We start from the raw sequence: 22,798 nt of genomic DNA, 5'->3' as shown, positions 1-22,798 counted from the left end.
AAGCATAGATTTAATTAAAAATCTATTATCTGTGCTCTATGCTCTGCACTCTGTGCTCTGAATTAAATTTCCATTATAATAGGAAGTATCATTGGTTTTCTCTTTGTCCTTTCATATAAGAACATTCTTAGAGAATCCTTTATATTTGACTTTATAGTAGCCCATTCTGTTATATGTTTTTCTTCACATTCTTTTAATGCATCTCTTACTATATTTCTTGCTTCTTCCATTAAGTCCTCTGATTCTCTTACATATACAAATCCTCTTGAAATAATATCAGGACCTGCTATAACTAATCCAGATTCTTTTTCAATAGTTACAACTACTGTAAGAATACCATCTTGAGAAAGATGTTTTCTATCTCTTAAAACGATATTACCAACATCCCCCACTCCTAAGCCATCTACAAATACCTGACCTGAAGTAACTACTCCATTTTTTCTTATGAAGTCTCTATTAGCTTCGATTACATCTCCATTATCAGCAATTATAACATTATTACTTGGAAGTCCAAGTTTTATAGCTAATTCTGCATGCTGCTTTAAATGTCTATATTCCCCATGTACAGGAACAAAGAATTTAGGTCTTACAAGAGTATGCATCAATTTTAATTCTTCCTGGCAAGCGTGACCAGATACATGAACATCAGCTAAAGCTTCATATATTACTTCAGCTCCTTTTTTAAACAATTGATTTATAACCCTTGATACTAATTTTTCATTTCCTGGAATTGGCGTAGCTGAAATTATAACCATATCTCCTGGTATTATATTTACTTTCTTGTGTTCTGAAGCAGCCATTCTTGATAAAGCTGACATAGGTTCTCCTTGACTTCCAGTAGTTATTATAACTACCTTATCCTCTGGATATTTATTAATCAAATCGATATCTATGAACATTTCATTAGCTGCATCAATATAACCTAATTCTTTAGAAACTTCCACAATATTTTCCATACTTCTTCCGGAAAACGCCACTTTTCTTCCATACTTATCAGCTGCACTTATAACTTGCTGTATTCTATGTATATGTGAAGCAAAGGTTGCTACAATTATTCTTCCTTTTGCTGTAGCAAAAATATCCTCAAAAGCTTCTCCTACAGTGCTTTCGGACATAGTATATCCTGCTCTTTCTACATTTGTACTATCTGCAAGCATAAGTATTACACCTTTTTTCCCAAGTTCTGCAAACCTAGTCAAATCCGCTACACAACCGTCTATAGGTGTATAATCAATTTTAAAATCACCTGTATGGAGTATTACTCCAAGTGGTGTATGTATAGCAATAGCAACTGAATCCGCTATACTATGACTTGTTCTTATGAATTCTACTGATGCATTTTCAAGCTTTATTATATCTCTTGCTTTTACGCATATCAATTCAACAGAACCCAGTAAATTATGCTCTTTCAACTTAGTTTCTAGAATACCTAATGTAAGTTTCGTTCCATACACAGGAACATTTAATTGTTTTAACACATAAGGAAGTGCACCTATGTGATCCTCATGTCCATGTGTTAAAAATACTCCTTTTACTCTTTCTCTATTTTTTAATAAATAACTTATATCAGGTATAACTACATCTATACCCAACATTTCTTCATCAGGAAATTTTAAGCCACAATCAATAACAATAATATCATTTTTATATTCTATAACTGTTAAATTTTTGCCTATTTCATTTACTCCGCCTAGTGGAATAACTTTAACTTTGTCTCTTTCCCTTCTCATTTTCTCCCCTCCTTTTTTATTCTTTTACTTTAGGTAATCTATTATTTTAACTCATTAGAGCATTCACTGCATAATCCATAAAATTTAACACTATGATCTTGAATTTTAAATTTATACTTTAATTCTATACTGTGCTCTAGCTCCTCTAAAAGATCTCCTTCCACCTCAATAACCTTGCCACATTTATTACACACAAGATGATGATGTTGATGGTTTTCATCTTCGTGAACTAATTCATATCTACTACATCCATCATTTAAGTCTAGCTTTGTAACTATACCCATTTCTTCAAGTAAAAGAACTGTTCTATAAACTGTAGCTAAACCTATTTCTGGACACTCCACTTTCACAAGATTGTATAATTCCTCAGTAGTTAAATGATTTCCTTCATTTTTTATAATTATATCCACAATAGCTCTTCTTTGAGGAGTAAGCTTATATCCTTTTTCTTTTAAAGAATTTTTTAATCTTTCTATTTCTTCATAAGAAAACTTTCCCATATAGGTACCTCATTTCATATATTAATAAAAATTTCTACACTTAATTATATATTTAATACTAAAGTATTGTCAATTGATAATCATTACATTAAGTTTTTCTTAGCTTCAGATAAAATTTATATTAAAAATAAATATCTTAATCTGAAGCTTAGAATAACCTATCTATACCCAACCTATTCTTATAAAATGTCATCCTTAAAATAGGTAGCTATTAGATAAAATGTTATGTAAAAAATAATAAAAGCTATGTATGGGCAACATAGCTTTTATTATGCACTAGTTTAATTCACTATCTTCTTCAGCAAATAAAGTTTCATATGCCTCTACGACAATGGCAAACTCATCATCGTCATCTACAGTAACCAATATATCATTTCCATCTTCATCTTTATCTATTCTTAATGCTATCGCTTCATCGGTATCTTCATCCTTTGGCACTACAATTACATATTCTTTATCTTCAATATCTAATTTAGTAACTACCTCAAATTCAGTTTCGTTACCTTCTTCATCCGTCAATACAATTGATGTAACATCATTTTCCATAGTTTTCACCTCACAAATTTATTAATAAATACTATCTAAGTAGCCTTGAAGTATGTATGTAGCAGCAATTTTATCTACTATTTTTTTTCTTTTCGAACGTGATAAATCTGCTTCTAACATAGCTTTATGTGCAGCTACAGTAGTAAGTCTTTCATCCCACATTATTATTTCTAAAGAAATTTCACTTTTTAAAACATCACAAAATTCTAGTACCTTTTCACTTTGTGGGCCTAAAGTACCATTCATATTTTTAGGTAATCCAGATACTATCTTTTGGACTTCATATTGAGCACATATCTTTTTTAACTCTTCTATATCATTGTCTATACCTTTTCTTCTTATAGTAGTTATTCCTTGAGCTGTTAAACCTAATGGATCGCTTACTGCAACTCCTATGGTTCTATCTCCTACATCAAGCCCTAATATTCTCATATTCTTCTCCTTTATTATGCTCAATTTTAAAATAAAAATGCCATTAAGGCATTTTTATTTTATACCTAAGTAATTTTTTAATACTTCTTCTAATATCTCATCTCTTTCAAGTTTTCTAACCAAAGCTCTAGCTCCATTGTAATTTGTAATATAAGTAGGATCTCCTGATATTAAATATCCTACCATTTGATTAACAGGATTATATCCCTTTTCTTTTAAAGAATCATATACTTGGGTAAGAATCTCTTTAGTTAAATCTCTTTTATTCTTTACCGCATCAAATTGAATAGTATTATCATTCCCCATTTTTTCTTCACCCCACTTGCCTATATATGTATTTTAAATTAAGAATTTAATATTTAAAAATATAAAGAAGCTATAAATATTTTTTCTTCACTGATGCTAGATGAACTAATTTTTTCTAGATCAGTGAGAAAAATAACGCTTTTTATTAACTGTCAACTGTTATTCAAACAATGTTGTATTTATTTATATTATAGACTATATTTTATAAATTGTATACTATTTTGCTAAATTTGACAGTATATCTTCTACCTTAGCTATTGCTTCATTAAGTTTTTCCGGAAGTTTTCCACCTGCTTGGGCCATATCCGGTCTTCCACCACCGCCGCCTCCAGCAATTGAAGCAACTTCTTTTATGATCTTTCCACAGTGGGCTCCTTTAGCTACTGCTCCCTTTGAAGCCATTGCAATAAATTGAACTTTTCCTTCAATAGCACTTCCTAATACTACTACGCCATCAGCTATCTTATCTCGAAGCTTATCTCCTAATTCTCTTAAAGTATTACCATCTACATCTTCTAATACTCCAGTAATTAACTTTATACCTTTTACTTCTTTTACATTATTTAATAGTTCATCCTCTGCTCCACTAGCTAATTTACTCTTAAGTTCATTTATTTCCTTTTCTTTATTCTTAAGCTCTACTAAATTTGAATTTATTTTACTTATTATATCCTTTTCTCCACATTTTAGTGTTTCTCCTATGGATTTTAAGGTATTTTCTTTTTCTTCCATAAAGTTTATAGCATTTAACCCAGTAACCGCTTCAATTCTTCTTATTCCTGCAGCTACTCCTGACTCAGAAATTACTTTAAACAATCCAATTTCTCCTGAATTTCTAACATGAGTTCCACCACAAAGTTCTTTGCTAAACTCTCCTACAGAAACTACTCTTACATCTTCTTTATATTTATCATCAAATAATGCTACAGCACCACTTGCCTTAGCTTCCTCTATATTCATCACCTTAGTTGCTACAGGATATACTTTCATTATATTTAAGTTAACTAATCTTTCTACAGTCTTTAGCTCCTCTTCAGTAAGTCCTGCAAAATGATTAAAGTCAAATCTCAATCTTTCACTATCTACATAAGAACCAGATTGCTGCACATGATCTCCTAGTACTTCTCTTAATGCTTCATGAAGCATATGGGTAGCTGTATGATTTTTTCTTATACTATTTCTTCTATCTTCATCTACTTTTAAAGTCACAATACTGTCTTTCTTAACTTCTCCTTCTATTACTTTAACAAAATGAAGTATTTTCCCACCTACATTCTTTTTACAATCCATTACTTCAGCTTTGCCACTTTCAAAGCTTATTATACCTGTATCTCCAATTTGTCCTCCCATTTCAGCATAGAAAGGAGTTTTCTCTACTAATATTACCCCTTCTTCTCCTGAAGTCAAAGAATTAACTAATTCTTCTCCTTTTACTATTAAAGTAATCTTTGAATCAGTTTCTACATTATCATAACCAACAAATTCCGTATCTATTTCTTTTGGTAATTTATTTATTAAAGTATCTTCGGCTCCCATGTAGTTAGATTCTCCTCTGGCAGCTCTAGCTCTCTGTCTTTGTTCATTCATTTCTTTATTAAAGCCTTCTATATCAACTTTCATTCCCTTTTCTTCTAATATTTCTTCAGTTAATTCTAAAGGGAATCCATAAGTATCATATAATTTAAAAGCTTTATCTCCTGAAAGAACCTTTTCTCCTTTTTTATTAAGTTCTTCTATATATTCATTTAAAATTTGAATACCACTGTCTATAGTTTCAGCAAATCTTTCTTCTTCTAGTTTTATAACTTTCTTTATGTATTCTTCTTTTTCTTTTAACTCAGGGTATGCACCACAAGAATTTGATATTACTATATCACATATATTGTAAAGAAAATTATGATTCACTCCTAATAATCTTCCATGTCTAGCAGCTCTTCTAAGTAGTCTTCTTAGAACATATCCTCTTCCTTCATTAGAAGGTAATATACCATCTGAAATCATGAAAGTTACACTTCTTACATGGTCTGTTATAACTCTTAAGGATATGTCAGTATTCTTATCTTTTCCATAAACTGCACCTGATACTTTAGTTACTTCATCTAGTATAGCTCTTATAGTATCTACTTCAAATATGCTATTTGTTCCTTGCATAATTGTAGCTATTCTTTCAAGACCCATTCCAGTATCTATATTAGGATGTGCTAATCTATTGTAATTTCCGTTTTCATCTTTATCAAACTGAGTAAATACTAGGTTCCAGAATTCAACTACTTTGTCTTCATCTCCTGCTTTAACAAATTCTTCTGCAGTAGTTATCTTTCCAGCTCCTCTATCAAAATGTATTTCTGAACATGGTCCACAAGGTCCTTGACCTATTTCCCAGAAATTATCATCTTTTCCTAATCTGAATATTCTTGATGGATCTATATCTGTAGATTTAGTCCATATTTCAAATGCTTCATCATCTTCTAAATATATTGTTACATATAATTTATCTTTTGGAAGTTTTAATACTTCAGTTACAAATTCCCATGCCCATGGAATAACTTCTTTTTTAAAGTAATTTCCAAAGGAGAAGTTTCCTAACATCTCAAAAAAAGTACCATGTCTTGAAGTTTTACCTACATTTTCTATATCACCAGTTCTTATACATTTTTGACATGTAGTAATCCTATTTCTAGGTGGCACTTGAACTCCTGTAAAATAAGGCTTTAATGGAGCCATTCCTGCATTAATCAACAGCAAACTATTATCATTTTTAGGCACTAAAGGAAAACTTTGTAACCTTAAGTGCTCCTTACTTTCAAAAAACTTTAAATATGCTTCTCTTAATTCGTTCAAACCCATTTTTTCCATGAATTATCTCCTCCGTTTATTTAGTTAATAGTTGAAATTGAGAGTTATAGAAGGAATCTTGTTGGCCAAAATTCCAAGTCATTTTCTTCATCTCTCCCTTTAACGTTGTAAAAATATTTTTAATAAATTTAATTAATTTTGGCATCAAAAAAGAAGCCTTGTCTCTTGAATAAGGGACGAAAGCTTCTCCGCGGTACCACCCTAATTATATAAGTTATGTAACTTATATCTCTCAGATATAATAAAGGCTCCAAAATAGCTTCAATACATTTTCCAAGAAGTTTTCACCAGCCACTTCCTCTCTTAATGGTAAAAATGTATTTACTCATTTTCTTCATAACCAAAATATTCATTTTGATAAAAATTATAAATTAAAAAATATCACATGTCAACATCTAGCTAAATTTTATATTGGCTTAAGGATTTATATTCTATATTTTCTCCATTTTTTTCAATCTTTATTCCTTGAATATACAGTTTAGCTGTGTCTAAACATGTAAAAATAGTAACATTATTTTCCACAGCCTTTCTTCTTAATTTAAACCCGTTTCTATTCATATTTTTTCCTTCAGTAGGTGTATTTATAATCAAATCTATTTCTTTATTTTTAATAAATTCACAAGCTTCTTCTATGGATAACAAATTACATTTTACACCACTTTCCATTAAGTATTTATAGCTTCCATAAGATGCATATATAGTAAATCCCAAAGTTTCATATTCCTTAATTATATTTACTCCTTCATGCTTATTATTATCATCTAAAGATACAAATATATTTCCATTAGTTATAAAATCAATACCTGCAGCTTTAAATCCCTTGTATATAGCCTTATTCAAATTATAATCTATACCTAATACTTCTCCTGTAGACTTCATTTCTGGTCCTAAAGCCACTTCTACTCCCTGCAATTTTTTTGTTGAAAATACAGGTACTTTTACTGCATAAAACTTTTCCTTTCTATATAAACCTGTAGGATATCCTAGCTCTTTTAAAGTTTTTCCTAGTATTATTCCCACAGATAAATCTACCATAGGTATTCCTGTAACTTTACTAAAAATAGGTACTGTTCTAGAAGCTCTTGCATTAACTTCAATTACATAAATATCCTTCCCATCATAGGCATATTGTATATTTATTAGTCCTTTTATTTTTAATTTCTCTGAAATTTCCAAAGTATATTGATGGATTTTTTCTAAAACATTTTCTCCTAAGCTAACAGAAGGATATATAGTAATGCTATCTCCTGAATGCACTCCTGTTCTCTCAACATGTTCCATTATACCTGGTATTAATATATTTTCCCCATCACATATAGCGTCTACTTCTATTTCTTTTCCCATGACATATTTATCTATAAGCACAGGACTTTCTTCAGACAAACTAACCGCTTCCTTAAGATATTTATATAACTCCTCTTTATGATAAATTATTTCCATGCCTCTTCCACCTATTACATAGGAAGGTCTTACAATTACAGGAAGACCTATTTTATCTACTAAATCATATGCTTCCTGTAGATTTATCACAGCTCCTCCTATAGGAGTTTTTATATTTAACTTTTCTAAAAAGTGTCTAAATTTATTTCTATCCTCTGCTAAGTCAATTGAACGAAAAGAAGTACCCAATATATTTACACCTTTTTCACTTAACTTCTTACATAGATTTAATGCAGTTTGTCCTCCAAACTGTACAATTACACCTTTTACTTTCTCTCGTTTTATAACATTCATAACATCATCTATATATAACGGTTCAAAATATAGTTTATCAGCAATATCAAAATCCGTACTAACAGTTTCTGGATTATTATTAATAATTATAGCTTCGTAGCCTAATTTATTAATAGCCCAAACACCATGAACACAGCTGTAATCAAATTCTATTCCTTGTCCTATTCTTATAGGTCCAGAGCCTATAACTAAAATCTTATCACCTTTTGTTATTATATTATCATCTTCAGAATCATAACAAGAATAGTAATAGGACGTTTGGCACTGAAACTCTCCACTACATGTATCCACCATTTTATAAACTGGTGCTATATTATTCGTACTTTTTAATTCCTCTAAGTTTTCTCTTGATATACCAATAATTTTGCATATATATTCATCTGTAAATCCCATAGCCTCAGCCTTATGAACCATGCTAATATCAGGTGTGTGATTTATTAATTCTTTTTCCATATTCACAATATTATTAATAGCATTTAAAAACCATTTATCTATCTTTGTAACACTATGAATTTCTTGTATGGTTACGCCTTTTCTTAGTCCTTCAGCTATAGCAAATAATCTTTCATCATCCTGCAGCTTTATTTTATTTATTATTTCCCCCTTAGACATATCATTCAAATTTGGTAAATTTAATCCTATTATTTCTCCCTCTAGACTTATAGCAGCCTTTAGTAAGGCACTTTCAAAACATCTATCAATAGCCATAACTTCTCCTGTTGCCTTCATTTGTGTGCCTAACTTTCTATTAGCATCTTTAAATTTATCAAAAGGCCATTTAGGTATTTTTACAACACAGTAATCTAATGCTGGCTCAAAAAAAGCACTTGAATTACCTGTTACATAATTTTTTAATTCATCCAAAGTATATCCCAACGCAATTTTTCCAGCAATTTTAGCTATAGGATATCCTGCAGCTTTTGAAGCCAAAGCACTAGATCTACTAACTCTAGGGTTCACTTCTATAACCATATAATTTTCACTATATGGATCTAATGCAAATTGTATATTACATCCTCCCTCTATTTTTAAACTTTTAATTATTTTAATAGAAGCCCTTCTTAGCATTTGGTATTGCCCATTTCCTAAAGTTTGACTTGGAGCAACTACTATACTGTCTCCTGTGTGTATTCCTACTGGATCTAAATTTTCCATATTACATACTATAATACAATTGTTCTTGCTATCTCTTATAACTTCATATTCTATCTCTTTCCATCCTACAAGGCTTTTTTCTAACAATATCTGCCCTATAGGGCTTTCTTTTATACCATGCTGACATATATTTTCTAGTTCCTCATGATTATAAGCTACACCTCCACCTGTACCACCTAGAGTATAGGCAGGTCTAATAATAACCGGAAAACCTATCTCTTTTACAAAATTTCTACATTGTTGCATATTTGTTGCAATAACGCTTGGTGGTATTGGTTCTCCTATTTCCTCCATGAGTTTTTTAAATTCTTCTCTATCCTCTGCTTTCTTTATAGACTGCTCTTTTATCCCCAAAAGCTTCACATTATATTTATCCAATATACCTATTTTTTTTAATTCCATAGCCAAATTTAAAGCTGTCTGTCCACCAAATCCAGCTAAAATCCCATAGGGTCTTTCTTTCTTTATAATTTCAGTTACAGCTTGAACTGTTAAAGGTTCTATATAAACTCTATCAGCTATATGCTCATCTGTCATAATAGTAGCAGGATTACTATTAACTAAAATAGTTTCTATTTCCTCCTCTTTTATAGCTTTACAGGCTTGTGTACCCGAATAGTCAAATTCAGCAGCTTGACCAATTATTATAGGACCAGAACCTATTATTAAAACCTTATCTATATTCTTATTTAATGGCATAATTTTTCCTCCTTTAATTTTAGCAAATAGTCCTCTATCACTATTTGCTCTCCTATAAAGTTCCATTATCTGTGCTTACTACAATCTTTCACCTGCACATTTAATAAACTTATCAAATAAATAAGAAGTATCCGTTGGTCCTGGTGCTCCTTCTGGATGAAATTGCACTGAAAAAACAGGTAAACTTTTATGTCTTATTCCTTCAATAGTTCTATCGTTTAAATTTATATGTGTTACCACTACATCCAAATCTTTTAAACTTTCTGCTTCTACTGCATAACCATGATTTTGAGAAGTTATATAGGCTTTATCTTTTTCTATATCATAAACCCCATGATTTCCTCCTCTATGACCAAACTTCATTTTATAGGTGTTTCCTCCCAAAGCTAAAGTCAATATTTGATGGCCTAGGCACACTCCAAATATTGGAACCTTATCAATAAGCTTTTTTACTTCCTGTACACTATGAAGCACATCCTTTGGATCTCCTGGACCATTGCTTAGCAAAACTCCATCAGGATTAATACTCATAATTTCATCATAAAAGCTATTATATGGAAATATTGTTACTTCACATCCTCTTTTAGTTAAGTCTTTTATTATGCTTTTTTTAACTCCAAAATCTAAAACTGCTATCTTTACCGCTTCTCCTTTTATATGTCTAGTACAATCTACACTTACTTGTTGGACTAAATTTTCCTTTCCCTGTGAAAGCATTATTTCTTTAATTTCATGAATTGATAAATCTTCATTAGAAATTACACATTTCATTGAACCAAAATTTCGTATTTTTTTAGTAATACTTCTTGTATCTAACCCACATACCCCAACTATATTTTCTTCTTTTAAAAATTCATTTAGGGATTTTTGACTTAGATAGTTTGAAGGTGTATCACATATAGACTTTACCACTATTCCTCTAGCATAGGATCTTGAAGATTCCTTATGCGCATTGTTTACTCCATAATTACCTATAAATGGATAACACATGTTTATTACTTGTCCAGCATAAGATGGATCCGTTAGTACTTCTTCATAACCTGTGGTAGATGTATTAAATACTAGTTCTCCTACAGAAGTGCCTTTTTTACCTATACCTTCTCCTATATATATAGTTCCGTCCTCTAAATATAACAATCCCTTCATCCTAAAACCTTCTTCCTAAAATTTATCCGATAGATGAACTCCCTAATAAGTTCTTCTAATCTTAGTTGGAGTAGTGTATTTCTTTTAATCAAACTCCATCTAAGGCTAAGAATCACTTTATGTCAATGTAGCTACCATAACCGATTTAATGGTATGCAATCTATTTTCAGCCTGTTGAAATACTATGGAATACTTACTCTCAAACACATCTTCTGTAACCTCTAAAGACTTTAAACCAAATTTTTCATATATCTTTTTTCCTATTTCAGTTTCCATATTATGATAAGCCGGAAGACAATGCATAAATTTAACCTTTTCATTTTCGCATTTCTTTATTAGTTCCATATCCACTATATATGGTAATAGCAGTTTTATTCTATTCACCCACACTTGTTCAGATTCTCCCATGGATACCCATACGTCTGTATATATCACATCCGCCCCTTTTATTTCTTCATCAATATTATCTGTGATAACTATTTTCCCACCTGACTTATTTCCTTCTTCCACACAATACTTTATTAAGTCTGTTTTAGGATATAGCTCCTTAGGGCAAATAATTTTAAAATTCATACCTACTTTACTAGCTCCCACCATCAAAGCATTTGCTACATTATTTCTTCCATCTCCTATATATACAAAATTTATAGAATTGAGAGGCTTATTAAAACTCTCCTTTATAGTTAAAAAATCCGCCAAAACTTGAGTTGGATGATCTTCATCTGTAAGACCATTCCATACAGGAACTCCTGAAAATTCTGATAAAACTTCCACTGTTTCTTGAGCATATCCTCTGTATTCAATACCATGAAACATACTTCCTAATACTCTAGCAGTATCTTTTATGGATTCCTTTTTACCAATATGGCTTTCTTTTGAATTTATATAGGTAACATTAGCTCCTTGATCATAAGCCGCTACTTCAAAGGAGCATCTTGTTCTTAATGATTCTTTTTCAAAAATCAAGGCTATATTTTTGCCTATTAACTTTTTCTCCTCCTGACCATTGTTTTTTTCTTCTTTTAATTTTATTGATAAATTCAATAAATATTCTATTTCATTTAAAGAAAAATCCTTTAATGTTAACAAACTTTTGTTTTTTAATTTAGTCATTATTCTCACTCCCAAATTACAATATTATTTATAGCTATCAAAGCCAAACCACTTAATTGAAAGCTTTGATAATGTTCCATCCTTTTCCATACTATCTATTATCTTATCTATTTCCTCTCTTACCTCTTTGTCCCCTTTTCTATAACCAATTCCCATAGGTTCCTTACTTATTATTTCATTTATAATTTGGTATTCTCCCTTTTTCTTGCTAATATAGTAACCACCAACCTGAGCATCCATAATTACTGCATCTACCCTTTTAGCAGATAATTCTTGGAAAGCTTCAGTTACTTTGTCATACTTTTTTAAGCTCTTTAATCCCTTTATAGTTCCAGCCACATTTTCCCCTGTAGTTCCTAACTGACAAGCCAATATCTTTCCCTGTAAATCACCTACATTTTTAATAGCTTCATTTCCCTTTTTAATCGCTAATACTTGTCCACCCATTATGTAAGGCTTAGAAAAATCTATGGATTCTTTTCGTTTATCTGTTATGCTTATACTAGCTATGGCTATATCGAATTTTTTAGAGTTGAGAGCCATTATTAGTCCACTAAAATCTACTACAGTAAATTCTGTAGTTACCCCTAGTCTTTTTCCTATTTCCTTAGCAAAGTCCACATCAAATCCAACTAAATTTCTATTTTCATCTCTAAATTCCATAGGCGGATAACCTTCTTCAATTCCTACTACTATTTTTTTAGATTCTTTAATGTTTTCCAATAAATTTAAGTTTTTCTCTTTTTTACTGCATCCTGACAATACAGCTACCATAAGAAATATTGGAATAAACATTTTAATAATTTTTTTCATAAAAAAGCCCCCTTAGATTATATTTATATATACACTTATGAATAAATATACAGTATATATTTTTCAATTTATCAAATCGCAAAATAATCTCGCGCTACATGTCATCGGTATCAGTTCTCATTAGGAATTTCCCAAAATACACCTGAATAAATTGTTGTTTATAATTATACTCAATTATTTATATTTATGCAATACTTTTTCAAAATTTTTTTTTAGACTACAGAGTATAGATTATAGTTCGACCTAATTTATAGTTGGTAATATAAAATGTATAAAAAATAGAGTAAATGAAATAATTTTTAATGCAAAATCATCTCATTTACTCTATTCATAATATTTATTCCAATACCTTTACTTCTTATATCCCCTTTATAACCTTAATGAAAGTTATTATAATTAGTATAATTTTATGTAAAGTTAAAAAATATAATAATTTATATCTTCGTATATAACTTTAATTATTACCCCTATAGGAACTGCTAATACCATTCCAAAAAAACCCCATAACTTTCCACCAATAACTAAAAGTAAAATAACTATTAAAGGATGCATACTTATATTATCTCCTATGAATTTTGGTGATATTATATTTCCTTCTACTTGCTGAATTAGATATAACCATATAGCCGTCCATAAAGCTACTTGAGGTGATTTTAAAAATGCCACAATAATCCCTGGTAAAGCCCCAAATATAGGTCCAAAATAAGGAATAATATTAAAAAAAGCATTTAAAAGAGATAACATCAAAGGAAATTCCACCTTTAAAAGTAATAATACTATGAAAGTAAGAACACCAACTATAATACATAAAATAACTTGCGTTGCTATATATCTACCTAATATTTTATCGATATCCTTAGATACTTTTCTTATTATGTTTCTACTTTTTACTGGGAAAAGTGTAAGCAATCTATTTTTTATTTCTTTTCCATCTGCAAGAAAATAATAAGCTATTATTGGTACAATTGCAAAAGATACTAAATTCTCTCCTACTTTTAAAATTCTCTCAAATGCAGTATTAAAAGCATTATCAAAGGTAGCATTAATCCTGCCATAAACATTTTGCAAAATATTATAAAACATTTTATTATTACTTAGGGGTTTTATTTTTTCATAAAATTCATTAATAAACATCTCAATTTTATATATAGTTTCATTTATGTTAGCACTTTCTCTAAATAAAGTAGGAATTAAAAAAGTTGTACTTAATACAATAATAAATATAATCAATATAATAAGCAAAACAGATGAAAAACATCTATTAAAGCCTATCTGAACCAATCTTTCATTTAGCGGTTTTAATACATAAGCCACTATAAAGGATATAAATACTAAATAACTAATATCTTTTATTATTTTTATTTTAAATAGCAATAAGGATATAATGATAAAAAGAATAAAATAGACTACATATTTTATATTATTCTTTGATAATCTCTTCATTATTTTTTCCTGCATTTAATATGTTTCCTGGTATATTAGAAAATATTAATTTATCCCTATCACCATGATATAATATACAATCCTTGCCAATAATTATATCCTTTATTAAAAAAATTTTTTTGCCATATAAAAAATTAGTAATATATCCTGTGGATACAATAACACCATATATTAAAAAAGTTTTTTCATCAAATATTATATCTTCAATCAATCCAATTATGTTTCCACGTAAATCTATTATATTCATATACATTACATCATTAAGGTGAAGAAAACTTCCCTTGTTATAAGAACTTACTATCATAGTATCATCAAATGAAAGTATATCATTTTTTAAAACATATAAAGATGGCCCAAATATCATATAAGATGTTATAGAAAATCCTAGCACTGCTCCTATATTAAAATCCACTATTATATCTTTTATGAATCCTATGCTTCTACCTTTTATATTGCTTACCTTCATAAAGAGGAAATCTTTTTTTCTATACATCATATCAACTCCAACTTATTAGGCACATTAAAATAAATAACAAGTATTTATTTTTTAAATGTGCCTTAATTCATTTTATATTTTTTCCTTTAGTATAAAAAATTATGCTTACCCTATACCAGTTAAAAATAAAGGGTAAGGAAATATCAAAATAATTCCTTACCCATTATAGATAAATACTAATATAAACCATTTAAAATTATTTAAGGATATATGTTTACAAATTTAATGGAATAAATATCTGCCAATATTGAGTAGTCTGCTGATAAATCTCTCAATATTATATAACTAATTCCAACATCAGTTAAAATTCCGTCTCTATCTTGAATTATATTTGCACCAAGTAAGAAGGTAACTTTAACTCTTTTCCCAATTTGAGTTTTTAAATATCCTTGAGTATATTCAATTCCCAATGATGTTGGAGAGCCAGGAGCAACCTCAAAATTCGACTGAAATTCAGTGGACTGTGGTGCCTGTTGCATTTGTTGTTGTAGTGGCTGTTGCTGCATTTGTTGTTGAGAAACATTAGGCATTGGCATATTTTGCATGCCACACCTGCCTTGGGCATTAGAAATACTTCTATAATAGTACGGACAATTATAATTTAAGTACCAATTAGGTGTCATGAACATCCTCCTATTTAAAATTAATTTTAAATCTTGTAATAAGTTATTTAACAATATGATGTCATTTCAGTAGATTAAGTTTGAGCATAAAGCTCTGTTGGATTATAGAAACAATGATTTAATATAGTTATTTGAAAACTACCCGTTCCATTATACGGAAATAAATATGGACACGGAGCATATGGATTAAAATACCATAGCGAGTAACCTATTGGAAATAGTCTATTGCCAGCTAATGCCCAATCTGCTATATCATAGTGTATTTGTTCTGGTGGATTTGACCAAATAGTTTGAGGATTAGGTACACCTTTTATTACTGGCCTCATACAATCATACTGACCCTCTTGATAAAGCACCTTTCTAATGTCTCCTTGACCTATTCTATGGTATTCACCATATGGAATTCGTACCCTATTCATTATAGAGGTAGCTACGGCCTTCATACCATTGTCCCCTTCACCGCCAGCTTCACATTTAATAATTCTTGCTAACAATTCCCTATCTGAAAACGCCATATATAAAACTTCTTAAAATAATATTGCTTACAATTCCAATTTATTCATCATATCCAAAAGTGTGCTTATTTATTTAAAATTACTTCATAAATAAGAAAAAATAAAACCCTGCAAAGTTGCAAGGTTTTATTAATATTCTAGAATTTTTGTTCCATAAAATTCTTTCTTTAAGGCATATGAAAAGAAATAACTAGTCAAAGATGTGACGGATATTTTGTATCAGACAAGAAGACAGGTTCCGCTGATAGTTTGTTCTATCAAAGGGTTCTGTCGACGTAGTATGATATAAAATAGACTAACATACTGACTAGTCCTTTCTTTGAATATGCCTAATTGTTCATTGTTAACTGCTAGCTAATTAACAGTTTCAATAATTCCTCCACCAAGTAGCAAATTCTCTATATAAAACACTACAGATTGTCCTCTAGTTATTGCCCTTTGTTTTTCATCAAATACTACTCTTACTCTGCCATTTTCTAAAGGTTCAATAGTAGCCAAAGAAGTTTGGGAAGAATATCTTATTTTAGCTGTAACTCTCATACTACCTTCTAGCTTATCAAATGGAATAAAGTTAACATCTTTTGCTATTAGTTCATTTTTAAATATTTTATCCTCGTCCCCTAGTACCACCTGATTTTTTGAAGGAATTATATCCGTAACAAAAACAGGTTTTCCTAGTGCAATACCTAATCCCTTTCTTTGACCTATAGTATAATATATTATTCCCTTATGCTTACCTAAAACTCTACCATTTTCATCCACAAAGTTTCCCGCCATTATTTTTTTCGGGCAATTCTTTATTATATATTTACCATGATCATTATCTGGAATAAAACAAATTTCTTCGCTGTCCTTTTTATTGTGTACATCTAATCCTATTTCTTTTGCTATTTCCCTTATTCTATCCTTTGAATAATCACCACAAGGCATCAAAACATATTTTAATTGATGCTGCTTAATATTATAGAGCATATAGGTCTGATCTTTTCTATCATCCTCTGCTTTATAAATTAAATATCTATCCCCACCTTTTTCAATTCTACAATAGTGTCCTGTAGCTATATAATCTGCTCCTAACTCTAATGCCTTTTGTAATAGAGCATCAAATTTTATATATTTATTGCAAAAAACACAAGGGTTAGGAGTTCTACCCTCAATATATTCATCAATAAAAGGAGCTACTACCTTCTGGTTAAATTCTTCAATTAAATTCACTTCGTAAAAAGGTATGCCTAAATCATCGCATACTTTCTTAGCATTCTCTACTATTATTTCAGATTCACTTTTATTTCCATTACATTTATTTCCTGGGAAAACCTTCATAGTTATCCCTATAACATCATATCCCTGCTTCTTTAAAAGATAAGCTGTAACAGAACTATCTACTCCTCCGCTCATTCCAACTGCTACTTTTTTTGTCATGCAATTCACCAATCCTCTTTCAAAAATAATAAAGATTATATACCTAATCTTCTCCATTTTCAATGATTAACTAGATTAATCTTCTCATAAAATTTTAAAACTATCAATAAATTTATATTTTTTAATAATTTGCTATAAAAAGGTAGAAATTCGCCATAGGCGAATTTCTTATTTCTTATTTATTCTTTATGCTTTGAATATTATTCTCCATGTACTTCTTCATGAATATGTTCTGAATGAGATTTCATTTCCCAAGGTTGAAGTCCTACTGATTCTCTATAGTTATTTATCGCCTTGTGTATTGCTTCTTCAGCAAGTACTGAACAGTGCATTTTTACTGGTGGAAGTCCATCTAACGCTTCTGCTACAGCTTTGTTGGTTAACTCCCATGCTTCATCTACAGTTTTTCCCTTTATAAGCTCTGTAGCCATACTGGATGAAGCTATGGCTGAACCACATCCAAAAGTCTTAAATTTTACATCCTTTATTATATTGTCTTCAACTTTTAAATATATTTTCATTATATCTCCACATTGAGGATTTCCTACTTCTCCTATACCATTTGCATCTGCAATTTCTCCAACATTTCTTGGATTTCTAAAATGGTCCATTACTTTTTCACTGTATATCATAATTATTTATCCCCTTTCTTTATAAAATCTTCCCATAACGGTGACATATTTCTTAATCTTTCTACAATTCCTGGCAATATATCTAAGACATAATCTACATCTTGTTCCGTACTTCCTGCACCTAATGATAATCTTAATGATCCATGAGCTAATTCATGTGGCAATCCAAGAGCTAATAAAACGTGTGATGGATCCAATGATCCAGAAGCACAGGCACTACCTGTAGAAGCGCAAATCCCTTCAAAATCTAAGGATAATAATAAGGCTTCACCTTCTAATCCAATAAAACTGAAGTTTGCACTACCTGGAAGTCTATTATCTCCAGCTGGGCCATTAAGCTTAGTATGAGGTATTCTTTCCATAACACCTTTTATAAGTTTATCTCTTAAACCTCTTAATCTAATAGCTTCTTCATCTAATTCAGAAACAGCTAACTCTATAGCCTTTCCTATACCTACTATACCAGGCACATTTTCTGTAGTTGCTCTTTTTCCTCTTTCCTGACCACCACCATGAATAAGATTTTCTATTCTTATTCCTTTTCTAATATATAATGCTCCTACACCTTTAGGGCCATAGAATTTATGACCAGCCATAGAAAGCAAATCTATGTTCATATCCTTTACATCTATTGGCACATGTCCAATAGCCTGAACAGCATCTGTGTGAAAAAGAATCTTTCTTTCTTTACAAATAGCCCCTATTTCTTTTATTGGCTGAATTGAAGCTACTTCATTATTAGCAAACATAACTGACACTAATATAGTTGTATCCTTTATTGCATTTTTTAAATCTTCTATATTAACTAATCCATATTCATCTACAGGTAAATAAGTAACCTCAAATCCGTTCTTTTCTAAAAATTTGCATGTATAAAGTACTGCATGATGTTCTATAGCTGTAGTTATTATATGATTTCCTTTATTTTTATTTGCAAAAGCTATTCCTTTTATAGCCCAGTTATCTGATTCTGATCCACCAGCTGTAAAATATATTTCATCCTTTTCAGCATTTATTGCTTTAGCAACTCTTCCTCTAGCTTTATCAATAGCAGTTCTTGGTTCCTCTGATATTGAATAAAATTTTGATGAAGGATTAGCAAATTTCTCTGTGAAGTATGGTAACATCTCCTCTAATACCTCTGGTTTTGTAAATGTAGTTGCTGAATAATCCATATAAACATACTTTCTATCCATTTAATTTTTCTCCTTTCGTGAAGTAGCTTTTAATTTATTATAATCATTTACCAAATCTTGTAAAGTTGTTGTTTTTGTTATCTGATCTACACTTTCTTTTATTCTAGTCCATAGAAGTCTAGTTGAACAACAATGCATGTTGCTACAGCTTCCATCTAGTGTACAATCAGCTAAATCTATTGGACCCTCTAAAACTTGTATAATTTCAGCTATACTTATATCTTTAGGTTCTCTACTTAATATATAACCACCTTGGGCTCCTCTTATACTTTTTACTAAATTAGCTTTTCTTAGAGAAGAAAATAGCTGTTCTAAATAGTATTCTGATATATTTTGTCTTTCAGATATTGATTTTATTGAAACGGGTTCATTGCCATAGTTTATAGCTAAATCTGCCATAGCTCTAACACCATATCTTCCTTTCGTTGATAGCTTCATTTCCTCACCTCTCTAGCCTTCCATGAAAGTTGACCAATTTACTAAACTTTCAAATTTATAATATCAAATCAGAGTAAACTTGTCAACTATAAAAACAAAAAAATTGGTAATAATTTTTGAAAAGAAATAGATAATAGAGTCGGATTTTTACGAAGCAAAAATCCGACTCTATTATCTACTATCTCGAATATATTTCATATATTGTAGTACCTTTTCTTCCAACTTATTTTCTCCAGGAACATAATAAGCTGAATCCTTAATATTATCCGGTAGATACTGTTGCTTAACAAAATGGTTTTTATAGTTATGTGGATACTTATATCCTATACCCCTACCTAACTTTTCTGCCCCGTTATAATGAGCATCTTTAAGATAAGATGGTATTTCACCAACATCCTTACTTTTTATATCTTGTAAAGCTTTATCTATAGCGACTATTACAGAATTAGATTTAGGTGCTGTAGCTAAAAGAATTACTGCCTGTGCAAGGGGTATTCTTCCTTCCGGTAATCCTAATTGCATTGTTGAGTCTACACAACTCTTCACAATAGAAATAGCATTAGGATATGCCATTCCTACGTCCTCAGAGGCTATAACTAAAAGTCTTCTGCATATTGATGGTAAATCCCCGGCCTCTATAAGTCTAGCTAAATAGTGAATGGAAGCATCTACATCACTACCCCTTATAGATTTTTGAAAAGCACTTAATATATCGTAGTGACTATCTCCAAATTTATCATAGTTTAATATTTTAGTTTGAGTACAATCCTTGGCGGTTTCCTCATCTATATATATTATTTCTTCATCATTAGCTCTTGTTGAATATACGGAAAGTTCTACAGCATTTAGTGCCTTTCTTAAATCTCCATTACTTACTTCTGCTATATATTCTATAGACTCTTTAGTAAATTGGATTTTTTTATTTTCAAATTCCGTCTCCAAAATACCTAGGGCTCTTTTTATTCCCCATGCTATATCCTCTTTAGTTAGGGATTTAAATTCAAATATAGTAGATCTGCTTAATATAGCTTTATATATGTAATGATAAGGATTTTCTGTAGTACTAGCTATAAGAGTTATTTTTCCGTTCTCCATAAATTCTAAAAGAGATTGCTGCTGTTTTTTATTAAAATTTTGTATTTCATCTAAATACAACAACGCTCCCTTAATTCCCATAAGTCCATCCAAATCTGATATTATATTTTTTATATCACTTAAAGATGCATTTGTAGCATTTAATTTATAGAAAGTCTTATTAGCCTTTTTAGCTATTATACTTGCCACTGTAGTTTTCCCCACACCTGGTGGGCCATAAAATATCATATTTGTTATTTTTCCTGAACTTATTATTCTATTTAATATTTTATCTTCACCTAAAATATGTCTTTGACCAACCACCTGGTTTATCTCCATTGGCCTTATTCTATCAGCTAGTGGTTTTATCTCCATAAAATCTTTTATAATCCTTTCTGAAATTATATTTTTAGTAAAAAGTTAATCTTTCAAAAGGCTATCTACGGTTTTATCTATAATTCTTTCACTGGTATTTAATATTTTCTTACTTTGATTTCTTACCGCATTTACTGTACCTTTAAATACTGCACTGACAATATTGTTATTAAATGCATATTTAAAGCTTTTTACATTTTTTTTATCTATTTCACCTAAATAAAATAAAATTTCATTTTTACCATCTAAAGAAGCTACTTTTAAAGCTTCTCTTAAGTACTTTTTAGCCATTATATTAAAGTTATCCTTCTCCATTGGTTCTTTAGTATGCATAGCTAAAAGTTGCGCACTTCTTCCAATACAAACCAAATTTTTTTCATCTTTAATTTTACTTTTTATACTCAAATTAATACTTTTTAGCAAAGCTCTTTTATAAGTCCATTTATCCTTATCTAAAACTTCCTCTATGTATTCTCCTCCAAATTCAGTTCCTAAATCAATTACTGTACCTAGTGGATCTACAGGTGACTTAGCTAAATTAAGTATAAAAAAGGCTTTTTTATAATAATTAATGCATTGAGCTAAAATCAACCAACAATATGGGTCATCTGGGTTATTTTGCACCATCTTTTGAACCCTTTCTATGTCAGAAGCCCCTTCTACTATGTCATCAACTAAAGATATTACTGGAACACCTTTAAACTCTTTTTTCATTCTACTAACAAAATTTAAGTTCTTATTTTCTTCTTCCCTTTTCCCTTTTGATTCTTTTACTTCACTTTTAAGAAGTGATTTAGCTACTTGTCTTTTCAATTTTTCTTTTTTCTTTATTTCTTCAATTTTATTTGAAATGTTGTTCTTTTGGCATTGCAACGATGCAATATTACTGTTTTCTATATTTTTTATCTCTTTATCAATTTTTTCGGCCTTAGTTTTTAAATAGCTTTCCTGCGCCTTTTCCTTTACTTTACTTAACCCAATAGTACTTAAATTGCTAATCTTTTTTATAAAACTCATAAAGAAACCTTTCTTTCTAAATTATTTAAAATAACAATCTACTATTTCTCCATAATAAAAACTATGATAGTCTCCATTTTTATAGCAACCTTCTTTTATTTCATCACATAATAGATCTGGATTCATTTTTTCCTTATATATAATTTTACATTCAAAATGCAAATCACAGTTACCTATTATAGGAGTTATAACTTTTCTACCCTGTTCAACTTGTAGATTACATTCTTTAAACTTATCCATGTCTCTTCCCGATTTAGTACCGCATAGTGTTAATTCTTTCTTCAAGTCTACATTCACAGGAATGCTTACTGTAAACTCTGAAGAGTTTTCTATAATATCAAAAGTATATCTTGACTCTCTAACCATTACAGCTAAAACTGGTTTTTTCCATTGATATCCTATATTTGCCCATCCTATAGTCATAGTATTTACTCTGTTATCATCTTTTACAGTTAAAAAAGCTCCCTTATCTTTTATAGCCTCTATTGCCTCTTCCATATGATTTAAAAATTCCATAATCCATTCCTCCTATATTTT

At 30.1% G+C, this 22,798-nt stretch carries 21 protein-coding genes and 1 other annotated feature; all 21 genes read right to left on the bottom strand.

Going from position 1 to position 22,798, the window contains the following annotated elements:
• Positions 1–62: 62 nt before the first annotated feature.
• The gene (locus T514_RS0102415; RefSeq protein WP_027623319.1) at positions 63–1,730 is read right to left on the bottom strand and encodes a ribonuclease J; all 1,668 of its coding nucleotides are present in this window, start codon (positions 1,728–1,730) and stop codon (positions 63–65) included.
• A 41-nt stretch (positions 1,731–1,771) separates the two neighbouring features.
• Entirely contained in the window at positions 1,772–2,230 is a 459-nt protein-coding gene (locus T514_RS0102410; RefSeq protein WP_027623318.1) for a Fur family transcriptional regulator, read from the bottom strand.
• A 276-nt stretch (positions 2,231–2,506) separates the two neighbouring features.
• On the bottom strand, positions 2,507–2,776 hold the full coding sequence (locus T514_RS0102405; RefSeq protein WP_027623317.1) for a DUF1292 domain-containing protein: 270 nt from the start codon (positions 2,774–2,776) through the stop codon (positions 2,507–2,509).
• 21 nt (positions 2,777–2,797) lie between these two features.
• A complete protein-coding gene (gene ruvX / locus T514_RS0102400) occupies positions 2,798–3,208 on the bottom strand; it encodes a Holliday junction resolvase RuvX (RefSeq protein WP_027623316.1) in 411 nt (136 codons plus the stop codon).
• 54 nt (positions 3,209–3,262) lie between these two features.
• Entirely contained in the window at positions 3,263–3,514 is a 252-nt protein-coding gene (locus T514_RS0102395; RefSeq protein WP_027623315.1) for an IreB family regulatory phosphoprotein, read from the bottom strand.
• Positions 3,515–3,730: 216 nt separating this feature from the next.
• Positions 3,731–6,370: an alanine--tRNA ligase gene (gene alaS / locus T514_RS0102390; RefSeq protein ID WP_027623314.1), complete on the bottom strand. Its 2,640-nt coding sequence runs from the start codon at positions 6,368–6,370 to the stop codon at positions 3,731–3,733.
• Positions 6,371–6,539: 169 nt separating this feature from the next.
• Positions 6,540–6,717, bottom strand: a binding site (T-box leader).
• 52 nt (positions 6,718–6,769) lie between these two features.
• Complete coding sequence (gene carB, locus T514_RS0102385; RefSeq protein WP_027623313.1) at positions 6,770–9,958, bottom strand: carbamoyl-phosphate synthase (glutamine-hydrolyzing) large subunit; 3,189 nt, start codon at positions 9,956–9,958, stop codon at positions 6,770–6,772.
• A gap of 78 nt (positions 9,959–10,036) precedes the next feature.
• Positions 10,037–11,104, bottom strand: coding sequence for a glutamine-hydrolyzing carbamoyl-phosphate synthase small subunit (carA, locus tag T514_RS0102380; RefSeq protein WP_027623312.1), 1,068 nt, complete (start codon positions 11,102–11,104; stop codon positions 10,037–10,039).
• Between the two features lie 117 nt (positions 11,105–11,221).
• Positions 11,222–12,217: an ornithine carbamoyltransferase gene (gene argF, locus T514_RS0102375; protein WP_027623311.1), complete on the bottom strand. Its 996-nt coding sequence runs from the start codon at positions 12,215–12,217 to the stop codon at positions 11,222–11,224.
• A gap of 24 nt (positions 12,218–12,241) precedes the next feature.
• Positions 12,242–13,030 carry an ABC transporter substrate-binding protein gene (locus tag T514_RS0102370; protein ID WP_027623310.1) on the bottom strand — a complete coding sequence of 263 codons (789 nt, stop codon included), beginning with the start codon at positions 13,028–13,030 and terminating at the stop codon, positions 12,242–12,244.
• 417 nt (positions 13,031–13,447) lie between these two features.
• Positions 13,448–14,473, bottom strand: coding sequence for an AI-2E family transporter (locus T514_RS0102365; RefSeq protein ID WP_027623309.1), 1,026 nt, complete (start codon positions 14,471–14,473; stop codon positions 13,448–13,450).
• Positions 14,451–14,939, bottom strand: coding sequence for a PRC-barrel domain-containing protein (locus T514_RS0102360; protein WP_169735792.1), 489 nt, complete (start codon positions 14,937–14,939; stop codon positions 14,451–14,453). The genes T514_RS0102365 and T514_RS0102360 overlap by 23 nt, the downstream gene beginning before the upstream one ends.
• A 230-nt stretch (positions 14,940–15,169) precedes the next feature.
• Positions 15,170–15,592 carry a hypothetical protein gene (locus T514_RS25515; RefSeq protein WP_051541715.1) on the bottom strand — a complete coding sequence of 141 codons (423 nt, stop codon included), beginning with the start codon at positions 15,590–15,592 and terminating at the stop codon, positions 15,170–15,172.
• 74 nt (positions 15,593–15,666) lie between these two features.
• Positions 15,667–16,107 carry a cell wall hydrolase gene (locus T514_RS0102350; protein WP_027623307.1) on the bottom strand — a complete coding sequence of 147 codons (441 nt, stop codon included), beginning with the start codon at positions 16,105–16,107 and terminating at the stop codon, positions 15,667–15,669.
• Positions 16,108–16,461: 354 nt separating this feature from the next.
• Positions 16,462–17,529, bottom strand: coding sequence for a tRNA 2-thiouridine(34) synthase MnmA (gene mnmA, locus T514_RS0102345; protein WP_027623306.1), 1,068 nt, complete (start codon positions 17,527–17,529; stop codon positions 16,462–16,464).
• A gap of 200 nt (positions 17,530–17,729) precedes the next feature.
• A complete protein-coding gene (gene nifU, locus T514_RS0102340) occupies positions 17,730–18,161 on the bottom strand; it encodes a Fe-S cluster assembly scaffold protein NifU (protein ID WP_034867863.1) in 432 nt (143 codons plus the stop codon).
• 2 nt (positions 18,162–18,163) lie between these two features.
• Positions 18,164–19,357 carry a cysteine desulfurase NifS gene (gene nifS, locus T514_RS0102335; RefSeq protein ID WP_027623304.1) on the bottom strand — a complete coding sequence of 398 codons (1,194 nt, stop codon included), beginning with the start codon at positions 19,355–19,357 and terminating at the stop codon, positions 18,164–18,166.
• Positions 19,358–19,795, bottom strand: a complete 438-nt coding sequence (locus T514_RS0102330; protein WP_027623303.1) for an RrF2 family transcriptional regulator — start codon at positions 19,793–19,795, stop codon at positions 19,358–19,360. It abuts the gene before it with no gap.
• Positions 19,796–19,966: 171 nt separating this feature from the next.
• Entirely contained in the window at positions 19,967–21,238 is a 1,272-nt protein-coding gene (locus tag T514_RS0102325; RefSeq protein ID WP_423219342.1) for a replication-associated recombination protein A, read from the bottom strand.
• A 51-nt stretch (positions 21,239–21,289) separates the two neighbouring features.
• Positions 21,290–22,261 carry a hypothetical protein gene (locus T514_RS23715; RefSeq protein WP_027623301.1) on the bottom strand — a complete coding sequence of 324 codons (972 nt, stop codon included), beginning with the start codon at positions 22,259–22,261 and terminating at the stop codon, positions 21,290–21,292.
• Positions 22,262–22,282: 21 nt separating this feature from the next.
• Positions 22,283–22,777: a flavin reductase family protein gene (locus tag T514_RS0102315; RefSeq protein ID WP_027623300.1), complete on the bottom strand. Its 495-nt coding sequence runs from the start codon at positions 22,775–22,777 to the stop codon at positions 22,283–22,285.
• Positions 22,778–22,798 lie beyond the last annotated feature (21 nt).

The organism is Clostridium lundense DSM 17049 (genome assembly GCF_000619945.1).
In the GTDB taxonomy this organism is placed as follows: Bacteria; Bacillota; Clostridia; order Clostridiales; family Clostridiaceae; genus Clostridium_AO; species Clostridium_AO lundense.
This window is presented reverse-complemented; position numbering and strand designations above follow the sequence as displayed.